This is a genomic window from Streptomyces sp. Y309 (genome assembly GCF_056712025.1).
The window spans coordinates 2,052,237-2,069,397 of record NZ_CM160048.1 but is presented as its reverse complement, the minus strand read 5'-3'; the positions used below and the strand labels follow the sequence as shown (position 1 = coordinate 2,069,397).

General features: G+C 70.8%; 13 protein-coding genes and 4 pseudogenes. 10 read left to right on the top strand and 7 right to left on the bottom strand.

What is annotated here, in order from left to right:
- Positions 1-2: 2 nt before the first annotated feature.
- The 3 genes from AC0KTA_RS07575 (at position 3) to AC0KTA_RS07565 (ending at position 5,309) form a co-directional block, all read left to right on the top strand.
- On the top strand, positions 3-2,393 hold the full coding sequence (locus tag AC0KTA_RS07575) for a xanthine dehydrogenase family protein molybdopterin-binding subunit (protein WP_481054337.1): 2,391 nt from the start codon (positions 3-5) through the stop codon (positions 2,391-2,393).
- A 162-nt stretch (positions 2,394-2,555) separates the two neighbouring features.
- On the top strand, positions 2,556-4,013 hold the full coding sequence (locus tag AC0KTA_RS07570; RefSeq protein WP_481054336.1) for an NCS2 family permease: 1,458 nt from the start codon (positions 2,556-2,558) through the stop codon (positions 4,011-4,013).
- 69 nt (positions 4,014-4,082) lie between these two features.
- Complete coding sequence (locus AC0KTA_RS07565; RefSeq protein ID WP_481054335.1) at positions 4,083-5,309, top strand: XdhC family protein; 1,227 nt, start codon at positions 4,083-4,085, stop codon at positions 5,307-5,309.
- Between the two features lie 145 nt (positions 5,310-5,454).
- Here AC0KTA_RS07565 and AC0KTA_RS07560 read toward each other — a convergent pair whose 3' ends face one another.
- A complete protein-coding gene (locus tag AC0KTA_RS07560) occupies positions 5,455-6,447 on the bottom strand; it encodes an oxidoreductase (protein ID WP_481054334.1) in 993 nt (330 codons plus the stop codon).
- A gap of 81 nt (positions 6,448-6,528) precedes the next feature.
- On the opposite strand from AC0KTA_RS07560, the gene AC0KTA_RS07555 reads away from it, so the two are divergent.
- Complete coding sequence (locus AC0KTA_RS07555; protein ID WP_481054333.1) at positions 6,529-7,161, top strand: TetR family transcriptional regulator; 633 nt, start codon at positions 6,529-6,531, stop codon at positions 7,159-7,161.
- 72 nt (positions 7,162-7,233) lie between these two features.
- The gene (locus AC0KTA_RS07550) at positions 7,234-8,529 is read left to right on the top strand and encodes a cytochrome P450 (protein ID WP_481054332.1); all 1,296 of its coding nucleotides are present in this window, start codon (positions 7,234-7,236) and stop codon (positions 8,527-8,529) included.
- A gap of 33 nt (positions 8,530-8,562) precedes the next feature.
- Here AC0KTA_RS07550 and AC0KTA_RS07545 read toward each other — a convergent pair whose 3' ends face one another.
- A complete protein-coding gene (locus AC0KTA_RS07545; RefSeq protein WP_481056344.1) occupies positions 8,563-9,351 on the bottom strand; it encodes a polysaccharide deacetylase family protein in 789 nt (262 codons plus the stop codon).
- A gap of 242 nt (positions 9,352-9,593) precedes the next feature.
- On the opposite strand from AC0KTA_RS07545, the gene AC0KTA_RS07540 reads away from it, so the two are divergent.
- Together AC0KTA_RS07540 and AC0KTA_RS07535 are read left to right on the top strand one after the other, a co-directional pair.
- Positions 9,594-10,235 carry a gamma carbonic anhydrase family protein gene (locus AC0KTA_RS07540; RefSeq protein WP_481054331.1) on the top strand — a complete coding sequence of 214 codons (642 nt, stop codon included), beginning with the start codon at positions 9,594-9,596 and terminating at the stop codon, positions 10,233-10,235.
- Between the two features lie 88 nt (positions 10,236-10,323).
- Positions 10,324-10,648 (top strand): annotated as a pseudogene (locus tag AC0KTA_RS07535) (IS630 family transposase); the annotation flags it as partial.
- On the opposite strand, the pseudogene AC0KTA_RS07530 reads toward AC0KTA_RS07535, so the two are convergent.
- From AC0KTA_RS07530 to AC0KTA_RS07520, 3 genes and pseudogenes are all read right to left on the bottom strand, one after another.
- Positions 10,619-10,753: pseudogene (locus AC0KTA_RS07530) on the bottom strand (SAM-dependent methyltransferase); the annotation flags it as partial. The pseudogenes AC0KTA_RS07535 and AC0KTA_RS07530 sit on opposite strands and share 30 nt — an antisense overlap.
- Positions 10,754-10,767: 14 nt before the next feature.
- Positions 10,768-10,848: pseudogene (locus AC0KTA_RS07525) on the bottom strand (IS5/IS1182 family transposase); the annotation flags it as partial.
- Between the two features lie 99 nt (positions 10,849-10,947).
- Positions 10,948-12,090: an FAD-dependent monooxygenase gene (locus tag AC0KTA_RS07520; protein WP_481054330.1), complete on the bottom strand. Its 1,143-nt coding sequence runs from the start codon at positions 12,088-12,090 to the stop codon at positions 10,948-10,950.
- Positions 12,091-12,260: 170 nt separating this feature from the next.
- Here AC0KTA_RS07520 and AC0KTA_RS07515 point away from each other — a divergent pair, with 170 nt between their 5' ends.
- Entirely contained in the window at positions 12,261-12,596 is a 336-nt protein-coding gene (locus AC0KTA_RS07515; protein ID WP_481054329.1) for an ArsR/SmtB family transcription factor, read from the top strand.
- Between the two features lie 644 nt (positions 12,597-13,240).
- Here AC0KTA_RS07515 and AC0KTA_RS07510 read toward each other — a convergent pair.
- Positions 13,241-14,327, bottom strand: a pseudogene (locus AC0KTA_RS07510) (IS701 family transposase).
- Positions 14,328-14,440: 113 nt separating this feature from the next.
- Here AC0KTA_RS07510 and AC0KTA_RS07505 point away from each other — a divergent pair.
- A complete protein-coding gene (locus AC0KTA_RS07505) occupies positions 14,441-14,839 on the top strand; it encodes a type II toxin-antitoxin system PemK/MazF family toxin (RefSeq protein ID WP_481054328.1) in 399 nt (132 codons plus the stop codon).
- Between the two features lie 659 nt (positions 14,840-15,498).
- Here AC0KTA_RS07505 and AC0KTA_RS07500 read toward each other — a convergent pair.
- A complete protein-coding gene (locus tag AC0KTA_RS07500; protein WP_481054327.1) occupies positions 15,499-16,491 on the bottom strand; it encodes a zinc-binding dehydrogenase in 993 nt (330 codons plus the stop codon).
- Positions 16,492-16,714: 223 nt separating this feature from the next.
- Between AC0KTA_RS07500 and AC0KTA_RS07495 the strand changes: the two genes are divergently transcribed.
- Entirely contained in the window at positions 16,715-17,125 is a 411-nt protein-coding gene (locus tag AC0KTA_RS07495) for a hypothetical protein (RefSeq protein ID WP_481054326.1), read from the top strand.
- The last annotated feature ends 36 nt before the right edge of the window (positions 17,126-17,161 follow it).

Sequence of the window (17,161 nt, the reverse complement as noted above, 5' to 3'; positions counted from 1 at the left end):
CCATGGGATCCACACGTACGACCGGCGCCCCCACCAAGATCACCCAGGGTTCGCAGACCAAGGGCGGCATCGGCGAGTCCACGCTGCGCCCCGACGGCACCCTGAAGGTCACCGGCGAGTTCGCGTACTCCTCGGACATGTGGCACGAGGACATGCTGTGGGGCCAGACCCTGCGGTCCACGGTCGCGCACGCCGAGATCGTCTCGATCGACACCTCCGAGGCGCTCGCCCAGGCCGGTGTCTACGCCGTGCTGACCTACGACGACCTGCCGGCCGATATGAAGAACTACGGCCTGGAGATCCAGGACACGCCGGTGCTCGCGCACGGCAAGGTCCGCCACCACGGTGAGCCGGTCGCCCTCGTGGCCGCCGACCACCCCGAGACCGCGCGCCGCGCCGCCGCGAAGATCAAGATCGAGTACAGGGAGCTCCCGGTCATCACGGACGAGGCGTCCGCGACCGCTCCCGACGCGATCCTGGTCCACGAGGGCCGCGACGACGAGCACTCCCGGCACGTCCCGCACCCGAACATCGTGCACCGCCAGCCGATCATCCGCGGCAACGCGGACGAGGCGGCGAAGAAGGCCGACTTCGTCGTCAAGGGCGAGTACACCTTCGGCATGCAGGACCAGGCCTTCCTCGGCCCGGAGTCCGGCCTCGCGGTGCCCGCCGAGGACGGCGGCGTCGACCTGTACGTCGCCACCCAGTGGCTGCACTCGGACCTCGAACAGATCGCCCCCGTCCTCGGCCTGCCCGAGGAGAAGGTGCGCATGACGCTCTCCGGCGTCGGCGGCGCCTTCGGCGGCCGCGAGGACATCTCGATGCAGATCCACGCCTGCCTCCTGGCGCTGCGCACCGGCAAGCCGGTCAAGATCGTCTACAACCGCTTCGAGTCCTTCTTCGGCCACGTCCACCGCCACCCGGCGAAGCTCCACTACGAGCACGGCGCCACCAAGGACGGCAAGCTCACGCACATGAAGTGCCGGATCGTCCTGGACGGCGGCGCCTACGCCTCGGCCTCCCCGGCGGTCGTGGGCAACGCCTCGTCCCTGTCGGTCGGCCCGTACGTGGTCGACGACGTCGACATCGAGGCCATCGCCCTCTACACCAACAACCCGCCGTGCGGCGCGATGCGCGGCTTCGGCGCCGTCCAGGCCTGCTTCGCCTACGAGGCCCAGATGGACAAGCTCGCCGACAAGGTGGGCATGGACCGGGTCGAGTTCCGCCGGCTCAACGCCATGGAGCAGGGCACGCTCCTGCCGACCGGACAGGTCGTCGACTCGCCCGCCCCGGTCGCCGAGATCCTGCGCCGCGTCAAGGCCCGCCCGCTGCCGCCCGAGCGCCAGTGGGAGAGCTCCGAGGGCGCGGACGTCCGCCAGCTCCCCGGCGGCCTGTCCAACACCACGCACGGCGAAGGCGTCGTACGCGGTGTGGGCTACGCGGTCGGCATCAAGAACGTCGGCTTCTCCGAGGGCTTCGACGACTACTCCACCGCCAAGGTGCGCATGGAGGTCATCAACGGCGAGCCCGTCGCGACCGTGCACACCGCGATGGCCGAGGTCGGCCAGGGCGGCGTCACCGTCCACGCGCAGATCGCCCGGACCGAGCTGGGCGTCACACAGGTGACCATCCACCCCGCCGACACCCAGGTGGGCAGCGCAGGGTCGTCGTCCGCGTCACGGCAGACGTACGTCACCGGCGGCGCCGTCAAGAACTCCTGCGAGCTCGTCCGCGAGAAGGTCCTGGAGATCGGCCGCCGCAAGTTCGGTACGTACCACCCCGCCTGGGCCACCGCCGAGCTGCTCCTCGAGGGCGGCAAGGTCGTCACCGACGGCGGCGAGGTCCTCGGCGACCTGGTGGACGTCCTGGAGGGTGAGAGCGTCGAGGTCGAGGCCGAGTGGCGGCACCGCCCCACCGAGGCCTTCGACCTGGTCACCGGGCAGGGCAACGGCCACGTCCAGTACTCCTTCGCCGCGCACCGCGCGGTCGTCGAGGTCGACACCGAGCTGGGCCTGGTCAAGGTCATCGAGCTCGCCTGCGCGCAGGACGTCGGCAAGGCGCTCAACCCGCTGTCCGTGCTCGGCCAGATCCAGGGTGGTACCACCCAGGGCCTGGGCGTCGCGGTCATGGAGGAGATCATCGTCGACCCGAAGACCGCGAAGGTGAAGAACCCGTCCTTCACGGACTACCTGATCCCCACCATCCTCGACACGCCGACCATCCCCGTCGACGTGCTCGAACTCGCCGACGAGCACGCCCCGTACGGGCTCCGTGGCATCGGCGAGGCCCCGACCCTGTCGTCCACCCCGGCCGTCCTCGCGGCGATCCGGAACGCGACGGGCTTGGAGCTCAACAAGACGCCGGTACGTCCCGAACACCTCACCGGCACGTAAGCCCTCCGGGGTCAGCAGAAAAAGGGAGCTGGGGGACTGTCGTCCCCCGGACCCCCTCTCCTTAAGTCCGTCTCGGGCCGTCCCCCGGGTCGTGCAGCCCACGCACCATCCCAAATCCCGCAGCACTGCGGGTGCCCCTGTGAACCTTGGGAGTAGGCAACCATGACCCAGCAGTCACTGGAGCCCAAGACCACCGCCGAGGACGCGGGCCACGGCTCACGCGTTCCGGCCGGGCGGTCTTGGCTGGACCGGTACTTTCACATATCCCTCAGAGGATCGACGGTCGCGCGTGAGGTGCGCGGCGGCATCACCACCTTCATGGCGATGGCGTACATCGTCCTGCTCAACCCGCTGATCCTGTCCGGCAAGGACGCGGCGGGCGACACGATGGGGCAGAAGGCCCTCATCACCGCCACGGCCTTCGCCGCGGCCGTCACCACGCTCCTCATGGGCTTCATCGGCAAGGTGCCGCTGGCCCTGGCCGCCGGACTGTCCGTCTCCGGTGTCATCGCCTCGCAGGTCGCGCCCGAGATGACCTGGCCGCAGGCCATGGGCATGTGTGTGATGTACGGCGTGGTGATCATGCTCCTGGTCGTCACCGGCCTGCGCGAGATGATCATGAACGCGATCCCGCTCGCGCTCAAGCACGGCATCACCATGGGCATCGGCCTGTTCATCGCCATCATCGGCCTGGTCAAGGGCGGCTTCGTCCACCAGGGCAAGGCGACCCCGCTGACCCTCGGCCCGGCCGGCGAGCTCCAGGGCTGGCCCGTCCTGCTCTTCGCCGGCACCCTGCTCCTGATCTTCATGCTCCAGGCCCGCAACACCCCCGGCGCGATCCTGATCGGCATCATCACCGGCACCGTCGTCGCTGTCGCCCTGAACGCGATGGACGTCATCAACCCCAAGCAGTGGGCCAACGGCGCCCCCGAGCTGCACGGCAGCGCGGTCTCGACGCCCGACTTCTCGCTCTTCGGAGACGTCGAGTTCGGCGGCTGGGGCGAGGTCGGCGCGATGACGGTCGGCATGATCGTCTTCACCCTGGTGCTCGCGGGCTTCTTCGACGCGATGGCGACGATCATCGGCGTCGGTACGGAGGCCAATCTGGCCGACGACAAGGGCCGCATGCCAGGCCTGTCCAAGGCTCTGTTCATCGACGGGGCGGGCGGCGCGATCGGCGGTGTGGCGGGCGGCTCCGGCCAGACCGTCTTCGTCGAGTCCGCGACCGGCGTCGGCGAGGGCGCCCGTACGGGCCTCGCCTCCGTCGTGACCGGCGTGTTCTTCGCGGCCTGCCTGTTCTTCACGCCCGTCACCGCGATCGTCCCGCAGGAGGTCGCGTCCGCCGCGCTCGTCGTCATCGGAGCGATGATGATGATGAATGCCCGGCACGTCGACTGGGCCGACCGCGCCACCGCGATCCCGGTGTTCCTGACCGTGGTCCTGATGCCCTTCACGTACACCATCACCACCGGTGTCGCGGCGGGTGTCATCGCCTGGGTCGCCATCAAGATCGCTCAGGGCAAGGCACGGGAGATCGGGGCCTTCATGTGGGGCCTGACCCTGATCTTCCTCGTGTACTTCGCCCTCAGCCCCATCGAAAGCTGGATGGGCGTCCACTGAGGCGCCGCTCCGGCCCCCTAGCCGCTGAGCCTCTCGGGGAGGCTCAGCAGACCCCCTGAGGAGACCGACATGCTGGACATCGCCGAAGAGCTGAACCGGTGGGTCGAGCAGGGACGCGACTTCGCCGTCGCCACCGTCGTGGCGGTGGGCGGCAGCGCGCCCCGGCAGCCCGGCGCCGCCCTCGCCGTCGACAGCGACGGCACGGCGATCGGGTCGGTCTCCGGGGGCTGCGTGGAGGGCGCGGTGTACGAGCTGTGCCGGCAGGCGCTCGACGACGGCGAGACCGTCGTCGAACGCTTCGGCTACAGCGACGAGGACGCCTTCGCCGTGGGCCTGACCTGCGGCGGCGTCATCGACATCCTGGTCACACCGGTCCGCGCGGACGGTCCCGCGCGGCCGGTGTTCGCCTCCGCCCTCGCCACCGCCGCCCGCGGCGAGGCGGCGGCGGTGGCGCGCATCACCGAGGGCCCGGCCGAGCTGATGGGGCGGGTGCTGCTGGTCCGTGCGGACGGCGGCGCCGGCCTTGAGGGGGTCGCGCACGGCGACGGACCCGCGTACGAGACGGAGTCCGCGCCCGCGGCCGCAGCGGGGTACGAAGGCGGGTTCGGCGGGCACCCAGAGCTGGACCGGACCGTGGCGGGCGAGGCCCGCGCGATGCTGGACGCGGGGCGTACCGGCACCGTCGAGATCGGTGCGGACGGCTCGCGCTGCGGGCAGCCCCTCACCGTCCTGGTGGAGTCCTCCGTGCCGCCGCCCCGGATGATCGTCTTCGGCGCCATCGACTTCGCCTCCGCGCTGGTGCGGATCGGCAAGTTCCTCGGCTACCACGTGACCGTGTGCGACGCCCGGCCCGTCTTCGCCACGCCCCTCCGCTTCCCGGACGCCGACGAGATCGTCGTCGAGTGGCCGCACGAGTACCTGGAGCGCACCGAGGTCGACGGCCGCACCGTGCTGTGCGTGCTCACGCACGACGCCAAGTTCGACGTGCCGCTGCTGCGGTGCGCGCTGCGGCTTCCGGTGGCTTATGTGGGCGCGATGGGGTCGCGCCGCACCCATCAGGACCGCAACCGCCGACTGCGCGAAGTCGGCGTCACCGAGCTGGAGTTGGCCCGGCTGCGGTCGCCCATCGGGCTCGACCTCGGGGCGCGTACGCCGGAGGAGACGGCGCTGTCGATCGCTGCGGAGATTGTTGCCTCGCGGCGGGGTGGGAGTGGGGTTTCGCTCACCGGAGCGCACACGCCCATCCATCATGATGGAACGCGGAAGGCTTCTGGGCGGATTGGGTCGGTTGCCTGAGGTTGGGGCCGGGGTCCCGTTGGACGGGGGCGCCGTATTGTCGCGCTTCGCGCTCGTCCTCAAACGCCGGACGGGCTGAAAAGCATCGCGCTTCGCGCTCGTCCTCAAACGCCGGACGGGCTTGATATCGGGCCGCTGCCGTCGCTCAAGAGTCGCCTGCCGTGCACGTGAACTCGTAGCGCACGTCCGTCAGTTGCTCTGAGATGTGCCACAGGTGGTGGGCCGTTTCTGGGTTTGTGGCTCGGGGGGAGAGCTGGACCTGCTTCGGGGTGCCGCGTAGTTCCGCCATGCCGTCCGGGCCTATGAGAGTGCCGCCTTGTGCTTCGGGTGCCGTTGCCGCGTACAGCTGGGGGAGTGCGCCAAGGTCCGGGGACTGGGCCAAGGGCTTGAGGAGGTGGCCGAAGAGGAGTTTGACCAGGCCCGTGGGGGCGGTCGTCTGGAGGTTGGTGGCCGTGTAGCCGGGGTGGGCGAGGACGCTGCGCACCGGGCTGTCTGCCTCGGTCAGGCGGCGGTGGAGTTCGTGGCCGAAGACGGCGCCCGCGAGCTTCGACTGGTTGTAGTACGCCATCGGCCCGTAACCGCGCTCCCCGGAGAGGTCGTCGAAGAAGAGGCGGCCCTGCCGGTGATTGGTCGAAGTTACCGTGACCACACGGGAGTTGGGCCCCTTCTGTAGGAGGTCGAGCAGCAGTCCCGTGAGCGCGAAGTGGCCCAGGTGGTTGGCGGCGAACTGCAGCTCGTGGCCCTGGGCGGTGAGCGTCCGGGGCGGGGTCATCACGCCGGCGTTGTTGACGAGGACGTCGAGGCGCGGGTGGTCGGCGCGCAGGCGGGTGGCGAAGGCGCGGACCGAGTCGAGGTCGGCCAGATCGAGGCGGCGTACCTCCAGGCGGGCGGCCGGCTGTTCCGCGGTGATCGTGGCGGCCGCGGCGCGGCCCTTCGCCTCGTCGCGCACCGCGAGGATCACGTGCGCGCCGCGGCGGGCGAGGGCCCGGGCGGTCGCCAGGCCGAGGCCGCTGTTGGCCCCGGTCACGACAGTCACGCGCCCGGTCTGGTCCGGTATCCGCTCGACGGTCCAGCGCGGCTTTCGCTTCGTCCCCTGCTCGCCCTGCTGCCCCTGCGGTTGCGTCTGCTGCTGCGTCATGCGGCACATGCTGCCTTTGGTGGCATTGAGTGTCAATGAGTTACCGAGTGCCATGCGGGGCATGGCGTGTAACATGGCGGGGTGACCCCTCGTCCTGGTTCCCCCGGTCCCGAAGTCAGCCTGGCCCAGCGCAAACGGCAGCTCGTCGCGGACGAGTTGACCGAGGCGGCGCTTCAACTGCTCGCGCAGAAGGGGTTCGACGGCGTCACCGTCGACGAGATCGTGACCGCGGCGGGCGTGTCCAAGCGGACGTTCTTCCGGTACTTCGCGTCGAAGGAGGACGTCGTCGTCCAGTTCCTGGCCGACATGGGCACCGGCATGTGCGCGGAGCTGGCGGCCCGGCCCGCCGGGGAGCGGCCGTCCGAGGCGCTGCGGCACGCCGTCTGGGTGCCGCTCGGCGAATGCGCCGACCACTCCGACCGGGCGCTGCGCGTCGTCCAGCTCATCCTGCGCACCCCCGCGCTGCTCGCCCGCTTCCTGGAGCGGCAGGCGGAGTGGCGCGACGACCTGGCGGCGGAACTGGCCCGCCGCCAGGAGCTCGACGCCGAGGCCGAGCTGTATCCGCGCCTCGCCGCCGGGATGGCGCTGAACGCCTTCGACGCGGTGCTGCACCGGTGGAGCGGCAGCGACGGCGCCGAGAACCCGGCCGCGCTCACCGACCGGGCGTTCGCCGTGATCGCCCCGGCACTGGACGCGGCCCCAGGGCGCGGCTGACGTCCGGAAAGCCCCGCGGGGGCCCGCCCGCGCCCTTCCACCCGGCCCCGCGGCTCGGGCACCATGAGGAGGGTGGACCGGCAACAGCACGCCAGGCTCGACGAGTTGACGCGCGACCCGTACCCGCTGTACGCCCGCGCCCGGCGTGCCGAAGGGCTCACGTACGTGCCCGAGCTGCGTGCCTGGCTGGTCGCCCGGGACGCCGACGTCCGCGAGGTGCTGCGCCGCCCGGACGTGTTCTCGTCGGCCAACGCGGTGCGCGGGGACGTCGTCCCGTCACCCGCCGCCCTCGCCGTCCTCGGCGAAGGCATCGCCGTCCGCCGGCCCGTCGTCATCACCGCGGACGGCCCGACGCACCAGCGCCTGCGCGCGCCGATCGTCCGCGGCCTCGCCCCGGCCCGGGTGGCGGCCGCGCTGCCGTACGTGGCGGAGCGGGCGGCGGCGCTGGCCGATGCCTTCGCCGCACCGGGGACCGGCCGACCGGTGGACGTGATGGAGGCGTACGCGCTGCGCCTGCCGGGCCAGGTGATAGGGCACGTCCTCGGCTTCGACCCGGCGGACGTGCCGCTGGTGGTGCGCGGCGGCCACGGCACCGAGCGGCTGCTGTTCCGGCCCCTCCCGGAGGAGGACCAGATCGCGGCGGCCCGCGACATGATCGCGCTCCAGCGGCTCCTCGACGGCTACGTACGCGACCGGCACGCCGCCCCGCGCGACGACCTGTGCAGCGAGATCGTCACCTCGCTGGTGCCCGACGACGGCTATCCCGAAGACGACGGCGAGCCCCAGGACGGCGAGGACGCCCCCGGGGGCGGCGGGCCCGAACTCACCGTCGGCCAGCGCGGCGAACTCATCGCCCACCTGCAGAACTTCCTGCTCGCCGGCCACCTGACCACCACGGCCCTGATCGGCACGACCCTGCTGCACCTGCTGCGCCACCCCGCGCAGTGGAAGCTGCTGTGCGAGGAGCCGGAGCGGATCCCGGCGGCCATCGAGGAGGCGGCGCGCTACGACACCGCGCTCCAGGGTTTCCGCCGGGTCACCACCCGTGCCGTCACCCTCGCGGGCACCGAACTGCCCCCGGGCGCCGAGGTGTTGGTCGGCTTCGGCGCGGCGGGGCGGGACGAGGGGCGGTACGAGCGGCCCGACGTCTTCGACATCATGCGCACCCCCGTCGCCCGGCACGTCGCCTTCGGCTTCGGCGCGCACGCCTGCCCCGGCGCGCAGCTCGCCCGCGAACAGCTCCGCCTCACCCTGGAGCTGTTCACGCGGCGCTTCCCGGGGCTGCGGCTCGCGTCGGAGGGGCCGCCGGTGCGGATGCGGCCGACGCTGATCCATCGGTCGCCGGAGGCGTTGTACGTGGAGTGGTGAGCGGGTCCCCCGGGTCCGGGTGGGCCGGACCGCCTAGCGGTAGACCTTGCCCGCCTCCGCCTTGCCCGGCGCGAGCAGCTGGGGCACCGTCACGAAGACGTACCCGCGCTTCTTGAGCCCGTCGATGATGCCGGGCACCGCGGGCACCGTGCCCTTGTAGATGTCGTGCAGCAGGATGATGCCGTCCCGGCTCGACTGCTCCAGGACGCGCTTCTGGATGAGCGCCGAGTCGTTCGTCGTGTAGTCCTTGGCCGTCACCGTCCACAGGATCTCGGCGAGGCCGAGCTCGCGGGAGAGCTTGTTGACGGTGTCGTTGGTGCGGCCCTGCGGCGGGCGCATCAGCGTCGGCTTCTTGCCGATGAGCTTCTCGATCGCCTTGTTGGGGCGCTCCAGCTCGGCGCGCGCCTCCTTCGGGCTGATCTTGGTGAGGATCTTGTGCGACCAGGTGTGGCTCGCGACCTCGTGCCCCTCGGCGTCCATCCGCTTGACCAGCTCGGGGTACTTCGCGATGTGGTTCTTGCCGAGCGTGAAGAAGGTGGCGGGCACCCTCTTGTCCTTGAGGATCTTCAGCAGACGCGGCGTGTTCTCGCTCGGGCCCGCGTCGAAGGTCAGCGCGATGCACTTGGCCCTGCGGCAGTCGACGGTGCCGAAGCTGCCCTGCTGTGCGGTCTTCACGTGCGCCGCGTTTGCCGCGTCCTTGCGGGCGGTGCTGGGGGAGACGGTGTCCAGCTTGGTGCAGCCGGTGAGGGCCGCGGTTGCGGCGAGCGCGGTGATCCCGAGGAAGGCTGCGCCGGGGCGCAACCTGGTCGCGGGCTTCCGCATCTTGTATGTAGCAGGCATGCGGGAACTATACACTGAGTGTATAGCTGGGGTGGGAGGCGGCCGGGCTGGGAGCTCCCCGCTGCGTCCATTAGCGCGCTCTGCACGCGGGCGCCCCTTCCCGGCTGCGACACTTTGCGGCTCCGCCGCGGAGGGGGCTCCGCCCACGGACGGCACATGTCCCGGCGAACGCGACGTCTGAAATCCGCCAGCATGCTCGTGGTCGGTCGGCCGAGAATCCGCTCATGATCGCTGAAGCGCGGGGAATCCGCATCCGGCACCGGGGGTGTGAACCGCAGGTCCATCCCACCGCGTACGTCGCCCCGACGGCCACGCTCGTCGGTGATGTCCGCGTGGGGCCGAGGGCGCGGGTGATGTACGGTGCGGTGCTCGATGCCGAGGGGGCTCGGATCGAGGTCGGGGAGGCGGCGGTGATCTGCGAGAACGCGGTGTTGCGCGGGTCTGCGGTCGCCGGCGATCAGCCGGTGCTTGTCGGCGACCACGTCTTCGTGGGGCCGCATGCCACGCTGCTGGGCTGCGAGGCCGGCAGGTGCGTCTATGTGGCGACGGCGGCGACGGTCCTGCAGGGCGCACGGTTGGGGGCCGGCTCGGTTGTCGCTGTCGGCGCGCTCGTGCATGCGCGCACCGTTGTGCCGGACGAGTACTTCGTGCCGCCGCACACCGTGGCGCTGGACGCGCCGGTGCGGCTGCTGGCCCCTGGCGATCCGGGCCTGGCCGAGGCCGTCAGGCGGGTGGGCTTCGCGCAGGTGGCGTTCGGCGTCGACGCGGAGTGGACCGACCGGATCAGCCGGTACGAGCACATCGCGGAGGTGCGCGTCGCCGAGTTCGGCACGCACGCGGACGATGAGGTTCTGAATCTCGGCTAGCGCCGCATCAGCGGCCCTTGTGCTGCGGTGAGGTGACGCGCCGTCCTGGTCGCCGAGGGGGTGGTCGACGACATCAGCCACGAGGGCCTGCGGGGCCCTGCGCACCCTCTACCCGCCGACGATGGGATCGCGATCGTCCGTGACAACTTCTCCCCCGCAGCTGACCACGAAGAGGTGCCAGCGGGTCGGGACCTGGGCCGCGGCCGACAACGTCGAGATCGCCTGCACCCCGACCAACAGTTCCTGGCTGAACCGCATCGAGGCCCGTTCACCGCCCTGCGCACTTCACCCTCGACGGCACCGACCACGCCGGCCACAAGGAACAGGGCAGCATGATCCGCTGCTCCATCATCTGGCGAAACCGCCACGCCGGCGACCGAGGCCTACGCGCCGTCGTCGACAGGGGGAACGTTGAGGATCTTCGTTTCGGCGGTCGTGAAGCCTGCCTTCAGCAGGAGGTTCTGCCACTTGCGGGGGGCGTAGCTGTAGCGGTAGGTGAACATCGCCTTCCCGGCGAAGCGGCGTAGTCACCGGCAGCACCCGTGTCGTGGCGAGCGCCGGGAACGGTGGGTGAGGCCGACAGCAGTCGACCTGCCGCATCGGCGATGACCTGCCACGCCGAGCCGGGCTCGTCGGACATGGAGGCGCGGACCCGGTTGGGAGCTACAGGGGAGCTGCGCACCGACCGGTGACCGGTCGGTGCGGGCTCGGTCTACCGGTTCGCGGCTTCACGGGAGGCGATCCGGTTCGTGCGACCGACCGCGCGGCCCACGGCGTTGCGCACCGCGAGGCCCGGCCGGGTGCGGGGCACCATGAGCCTGGAGAGCAGGCCGACGCGTCGCTGCCGCGGGCCTACCTCACGGCGGAGCCGCCACTCGTAGGCGGCGAAGGCGCGGGCGTGATCACCGGGATGGGCGGCGAGCTCTTCTGCGAGGGCGTACGCGCCCGCCATCGCCATGCTGGACCCGTCGCCCAGCAGGGCTGTCGCCGCCGCCGCGTCCCCGAGCAGTACGACCCGTCCGCGGGACCACGAGGGCACCCGGACGGTGGTCAGGGGGTCGAAGAACGGAGCCGGGTGGTCGAGGAACGCCGCCACGAGCTCCGGTGCCCGCCACCGCACGTCGGCGTAGGCGTCGGCCACGGTCTGCTTGTGAAGGGCGATGTTCTTGCGGTCGTGGGGCGCCGGCTGTGCGGCCCGGAAGGTGAAGATCGCGAGCGGAGTGGTCCGCGAGGGGTGGACGACCAGCATCCGGTTCGGCACGGTCAGCATCGTCATCTCGCTCGGGTCCTCGATGGCGTCGGGTTCCAGCGGCACGGTCGCGCCGTACAGGCCCAGGTCGCTCGCGAACTGCCGCTCGGGTCCGAATACCAGGCGCCGTACGGTGGAGTGCATCCCGTCGGCACCGACCACCAAGTCGAAGCGCCGTGGCGCGGACCGCCGGAAGGTGACGTCGACCCCACCTCCGTCCTGGTCGAGAGCGGTGACCGTGTCGTCGAACAAGAACTCGGCCTCGGTCTGCGCCGACCGGTGGAGCACCTCGGACAGGTCGGCTCGGGTCACCTCGACCGTCGGCGCCTCGTCCGAGGTGAGCGGGAGTTGCAGGATTCGCCTGCCGCCGGGGTCGAGCAGGGTCAGTGACCGATTGCGGGTGGCAAGCCCGCGGAGCTGCGGGAGGATGCCCATGCGGTCGGCGACCGGGATGGCGGGCCCCTTCACGACGATCGCGCTACCACCCGAGCGCAGCTGCCGGGCATGTTCGACGACCGTCGGCCGGTAGCCATTCCGGGAGAGCCAGTACGCGAGTGCGGGCCCTGCGATTCCGGCACCGACTATCAGCACCTCGGGCTTCTTCATGACGATGACCTCTCGGAGTGTCGATCACCAGGTCCCCGGCGAGTGCCGGGGCCGGGTCTCAGGGCGCGGCGGCACGGGGCAGCGCAACCCGACCAGGTACGAAAGATTTCGTACCTCAGTGGAGCACAGCCTTCAGGTACGATTCAAGTCGTACCTGAAAGGAGTGCCGCGTGACCGGGAAGAACCTGGTCGGCCCGGAGGCCGATGCGCTCGATCTGGGTGCGGTGTTTCGCGCCCTCGCCGACGAGCACCGTCGTTCGGTGATGACGCAGTTGGCCGCCGATCGCAGCGACAACGAGCGGGGCTGCAACTCGTTCGATCTTCCGATCTCGAAGCAGACCCAGACCCACCACTTCCGCGTCCTGCGCGAGGCAGGTCTCATTGACGAGATCGACTACGGCAACCGCAAGGGCATCCGACTGCGACGCGCGGACATCGAGAAGAGATTCCCCGGGCTGCTCGCCCTCCTGGGAGCAGAGCCCCCGGGCGGTACCGCCCCTCGCTGAGCACAGCTGAGCACACCGGAGGGGAGTCCGAGTCGGCCCTGAGCCGCGAGCCCGACCGAATCCAGCCCGCGCCCGGCTCGCGCCCCTTGCGGCCAACTCACGTCGGCTCAACGGAAAGTGGTCCGCGACGTTCGCCGCTCGACCACACAGCACGCACCACGGGTTAGGGGCGTGAAGGGCGTCGCGGAAGGATCGCCCGTGCTGGTGTGCGCCAGCCGTTCACCTAAGGTGCCCGGAGTTCGCCAACGGATCATCTCAACTGCGCAATCAACACTTCTACGTGTGCCTACGCGCAACCGTGATCGCCTCAGGTCGATCAGGTCCCTTGATACGGAGTAGTTGATCCCGCTCGCGTGCGGACCTGGTCAGGGTCCGTACGGGGCGGTGTTTCGATACACCCTCGTTCGGGTGATCGGCGCATGTGCGCGCGTTGGCCGGGGCAGCCCTCGGAGCCGTCGCGTTCCTTGGAGTCCTCGTCGTACCCGCCAGCGCCGAAACCGGAAGCCTGCGAGCCGGCACGGCGGCCAAGTGTCCGCTCCCGTTCCCGGTCATCAACCAGCTTGTCTGCGGGGGAGCGGCGGCCCAGCCTGGTGGCCAGCGCCCATAATCGCCGCTGCTAGTACTCCAGCCGTAGTTCGTGATCTTCATGCCTGAGTGGCTTGTCGTCGGTAGTGGCCGGCCTGGGATCGGGCCTGGTGGCGGCGTCGCCAGTCGGACCAGCCGAGCCGGTGGACGGCGTCGTGGACGGGTTGGACGACGAGCGTGATGAACAGTCGTTGGATCTCGTTGCAGGTGAGCGGTATGAGGGCGTCGAGTGCGGGGTGGTGGGCGTGTTCGTCCGCGCGGACGACGGCCAGGAAGGCGTGGGCGAGCATGGCCAGGGTGACCCAGCGGGACCAGGACGGGTAGCGGCGGACCTGGTGCTCGTCCAGGGCGGCCAGGCCCTTGCCGGACTGGAGGAACTCCTCCACCCGCCACCTTGATCCAGCGACGCGCACCAGGGTGGTCGGCGGCACCGGTGCGGGTGAGTAGCAGCGGTAGTAGGCGAGTTCGCCGGTGCTGCGGTTTCGGCGGATGAGCAACTGGCGACTTCCGGGCCGGGGGTCGACGAGGTCGATGACGGCCCAGTCGTAGAAGCGGTGGCCCTTGGCTCCGGCCCCTGCGGACAGCTTCTGCCAGGCCCGCTTGGGCACCTCTTTGGCCAGGGCGTCCGCGCGGAACTGCCCGGCGCCGGTGGTGACTTCGTGCGAGCAGGCCACCGCGAGGACGTAGCCGGTGCCGCGTTCCTCCAGCGCGGTTCGCAGCGTCGGGTTGCCGCCGTAAACCTCGTCACCGGCGACCCAGGCGGCCCGGCGCCCAGCGTCCAGGAACCGGGCGACCATGCGAGCGGCCAGCTCCGGCTTGGTCGCTGGCGCGGGCACGCCGCGGTGGACCCTGGACGCCGACCGTGCCGGTGCCCTTCTTCACGTCGCCGGTCTCGTCGACCACCAGAACCGCCTGGTCGTCGTGCAGGTGCTCCACCACGTAGCCGCGTACGTCGTCGCGGACCTGGTCGGCGTCCCACTTGGCCCGCCCGAGCAGGTGTTGCATGCCGTCCGCGGTGGCCTCCCCGGACCACTCGGCGATGGTCCAGCAGTTCTTACGCGGCAGGTCCGACAGCAACCCGAGCACCAACCGTCCGGCCCTGCGCCGGGGTTCGACTCGGGTGAACCGGCCTGCGATCCGGCTCATCAGGCCCTCGAACGCCTCCTGTCAGCGGGCAGGGTCTAAGCTGTGACCTGCTCGTCTCCACAGCGCGTCAGGGTCGTGCAGCGTTCGTCTGCCGTCCTGCGTCAGGAGGACATGTGCAGCGTGGCGAAGTCTGGTGGGTCGAGTTCGACGAGCGGCGGCTGGTCGTACTGCTGTCGGCAGACGACGCGTCCGGGATCCGGGCGATGCAGGTCGTCGCGCCGGCGGGCGTCGACATCAGCGGTCTGGGCGTCGAAGTGCAAGTAGGCGCCATGGAAGGACTGCCCTTTGAAGGCGTACTGCGGTTCGCATCCCCGCGTCCAGGCTTCACCCCCTGCACGTGGCTGACCACCGTGTCCCGGGACGACCTGATCGAGCGGGCAGCCGTCCTGTCCTCCGCGAAGCTCAGCGAGATCGAGGAGGCCCTCCGCCTCGGCGGACAGGCGAAAGAGTGGGCCCCGGCGACAACCGCGAAGCTCAGCGAGATAAAGGACGCCCTACGTACGTCTCGGTGAACTCGAGTAGGCGGACAACGCCCCCCGATGGCGTGGTCGATCTCGTCCAGATGATCGACACTGGCCACCTGTCTCCTCGGCGCCCTCACCATCGAGATCACGAACTACGGCTGGAGTACTGGAACGGCATCGGCTTCGCCCCGAAATCATCACGAGCCTTGTGCTTGTGGCACGGACGGCAGAGCGGTTGAACGTTGTCGTCCGTGCTCTCGTCACCGAGGGCGAGCGGGGCGGGCGGACTCGAACCGCCCCCTGCCCGCGTTCCTGTATCCGTCTGCGGAGCCCCGCCGCCGCATCGTGCCGCCGCCTCGAGCGGCTCCTGCCGCGTGAACGGCGAGAGCGAACCGCGGGACGGTCTTGATGCGCCCTTCCGCGAACATCGCAGCGTCCGCGCCGAGTTGCTGCCTCGCTGCACTCAACACATGAGGTCATGAGTCACCGCCTGGTGGTCGTTGTTGCCGATGCCCTCGGCGAAGACGAGCGTCTTGCGGTGTTCACGGGCCCCCTTGGCCAGCTCGTGCATGTCGCCCATGGACCGGATGGCCCGGTCGAACCGTCACCGCACGAGAGCGTCGAACTCGTCCGGGCGGGTGAGCCGGCCGCCGAGCTGCGGACGGTCGAAGGGGCCGACCTTGGGGAAGGCCCCGCGCAGCGGCACCTCACCGCCGCGCCGGTACCACCACCACCTTCCCCAGCGCCCCGCTCCCCTCCAGCACCCGATGCGCCTCCACGAGGTCCTCAAGGCCGAGCACCCGGTCCACGACCGGCGAGAACCGCCCGGCGGCGACGCCGTCCACCAACTCCTGCAACACCTCCGCGCTGTTCGCCGCCGTCACCGTCGTACTGCTGTAAGCAGTGAGCCGTGCCCCTGAGGGAATCGCCGTGAGCGGCTCGAAGTCGGGGATGGTCCACGTGCCGGAGAGGATCCCGGCGTTACAGACGATCCCGCCCGGCGAGAGGGCCCGCAGAGAGTCGACGACGGACACGCCCCCGACCAGATCGAGCACCCCGTCCGCGCCCTCGGGCCACAGCTCCCGCACCACCGCCCCCAGCTCCCCGCCGTCCACGAGCACGTCCGGCACCCCGAGCCGCCGCAGCCCGTCGGACCGCTCCGCGCGCCGCGTGGTCCCCGCGACGCGCAGCCCGGCGTCACGGGCGAGGGCGACCGCGGCGAGCCCCAGCGCGGAGCTCGCCCCGCGCACGACGAGCCGCGCCCCGGGCGGCAGGCCGAGCGCCCGCAGCGAGCCGTGCGCGGTGAGGAACGTCTCGGGCACGGCGGCGAGCGTGGCCCAGTCGAGTCCGGTGCGCACGGGCATGACCTGCCGGGCGGGCAGCGCGACGTACTCCGCGTAACTCCCGTCGTAGGCACGCCCCATCTCACCCATGCAGGCCGCGACGACCGTGCCCGCGGGCAGGTGCGGCTCGGCGGAATCGACGACGGTCCCGACGCACTCGATGCCGAGCACGCGCGGGAACTCCACCGACGGCGAGTGCCCCTGTCGCGTGAACATCTCCGAGCGGTTCACCCCGAACCCGCCCACCTCGACGACGACCCAGCCGGGTCGCGCCGACGGCCGGGGCAGCCGCGTCAGCCGCAGCACCTCCGGACCCCCGGGCGCGTCGACGACAACGGCACGCATGAGCGAGGCCATGACCGGCCACCTCCCCTTTCCTGTTTCCCGATGTGTTCGACGGACAGCATGCGGGACGCCGCCAAGTCACCCCGCCCATCCGTAGGTTTTCTACGTCGTCGTTCCGCTTCTCTCCGCCAGTTCGCGCCCGGGACAATACGGAGCGTTCGGCGCGGGGAGGGCGGGGGACACGGTGCAGATACATGTCCAGGGGCGTGACGCCGGGCGGGCAGCGGCGGAGTTGGTGGCCCTTTCCCAAGGAGCCGCCCGCCTCACGGAGTCCGTCACCGCGAAGGGCCACAAGGACCCGCTGAGCACCGCCGCCGCGATCATCGGCATCATGGCGGGGTCCGCGGCGCTGGCCGACCAGATGGTGCGCTGGTGCCGTAGCTGGCGTGACGGCGCGGCGCGGGGAGCGAGCCGTTCGGTCGAGCGGATCGTCGTGGTGGTCGGAGACCGCAGGCTGCTCCTGGACAACCTGGGTCCGGAGGAACTGGAGCGGCTCTTCCGGCAGGCGTCGTCGTCCGCAGATCCGGATTCCGATCCCGATACCGATTCCAATCCTGATGCCGATTCGGATGCCGATGCCGATTGGGATTCCGGCCTGCGTTCCGACCCGGAATCCGGCCCCGAATCCTCCCGCGGCAGCGGATAGCGCGCCGGTCCGGACGGCGCACAGGCTCGATCGACG

What these genes read in the sequence shown, in the direction of transcription:
- AC0KTA_RS07545 (WP_481056344.1), bottom strand. Translation starts at nt 9,351, where the DNA reads ATGCGGAAGCCCGCGACCAGGTTGCGCCCCGGCGCAGCCTTCCTCGGG.
- AC0KTA_RS07560 (WP_481054334.1), bottom strand. Translation starts at nt 6,447, where the DNA reads ATGACGCAGCAGCAGACGCAACCGCAGGGGCAGCAGGGCGAGCAGGGG.
- AC0KTA_RS07520 (WP_481054330.1), bottom strand. Translation starts at nt 12,090, where the DNA reads ATGAAGAAGCCCGAGGTGCTGATAGTCGGTGCCGGAATCGCAGGGCCC.
- AC0KTA_RS07575 (WP_481054337.1), top strand. Translation starts at nt 3, where the DNA reads ATGGGATCCACACGTACGACCGGCGCCCCCACCAAGATCACCCAGGGT.
- AC0KTA_RS07570 (WP_481054336.1), top strand. Translation starts at nt 2,556, where the DNA reads ATGACCCAGCAGTCACTGGAGCCCAAGACCACCGCCGAGGACGCGGGC.
- AC0KTA_RS07565 (WP_481054335.1), top strand. Translation starts at nt 4,083, where the DNA reads ATGCTGGACATCGCCGAAGAGCTGAACCGGTGGGTCGAGCAGGGACGC.
- AC0KTA_RS07500 (WP_481054327.1), bottom strand. Translation starts at nt 16,491, where the DNA reads ATGGCCTCGCTCATGCGTGCCGTTGTCGTCGACGCGCCCGGGGGTCCG.
- AC0KTA_RS07540 (WP_481054331.1), top strand. Translation starts at nt 9,594, where the DNA reads ATGATCGCTGAAGCGCGGGGAATCCGCATCCGGCACCGGGGGTGTGAA.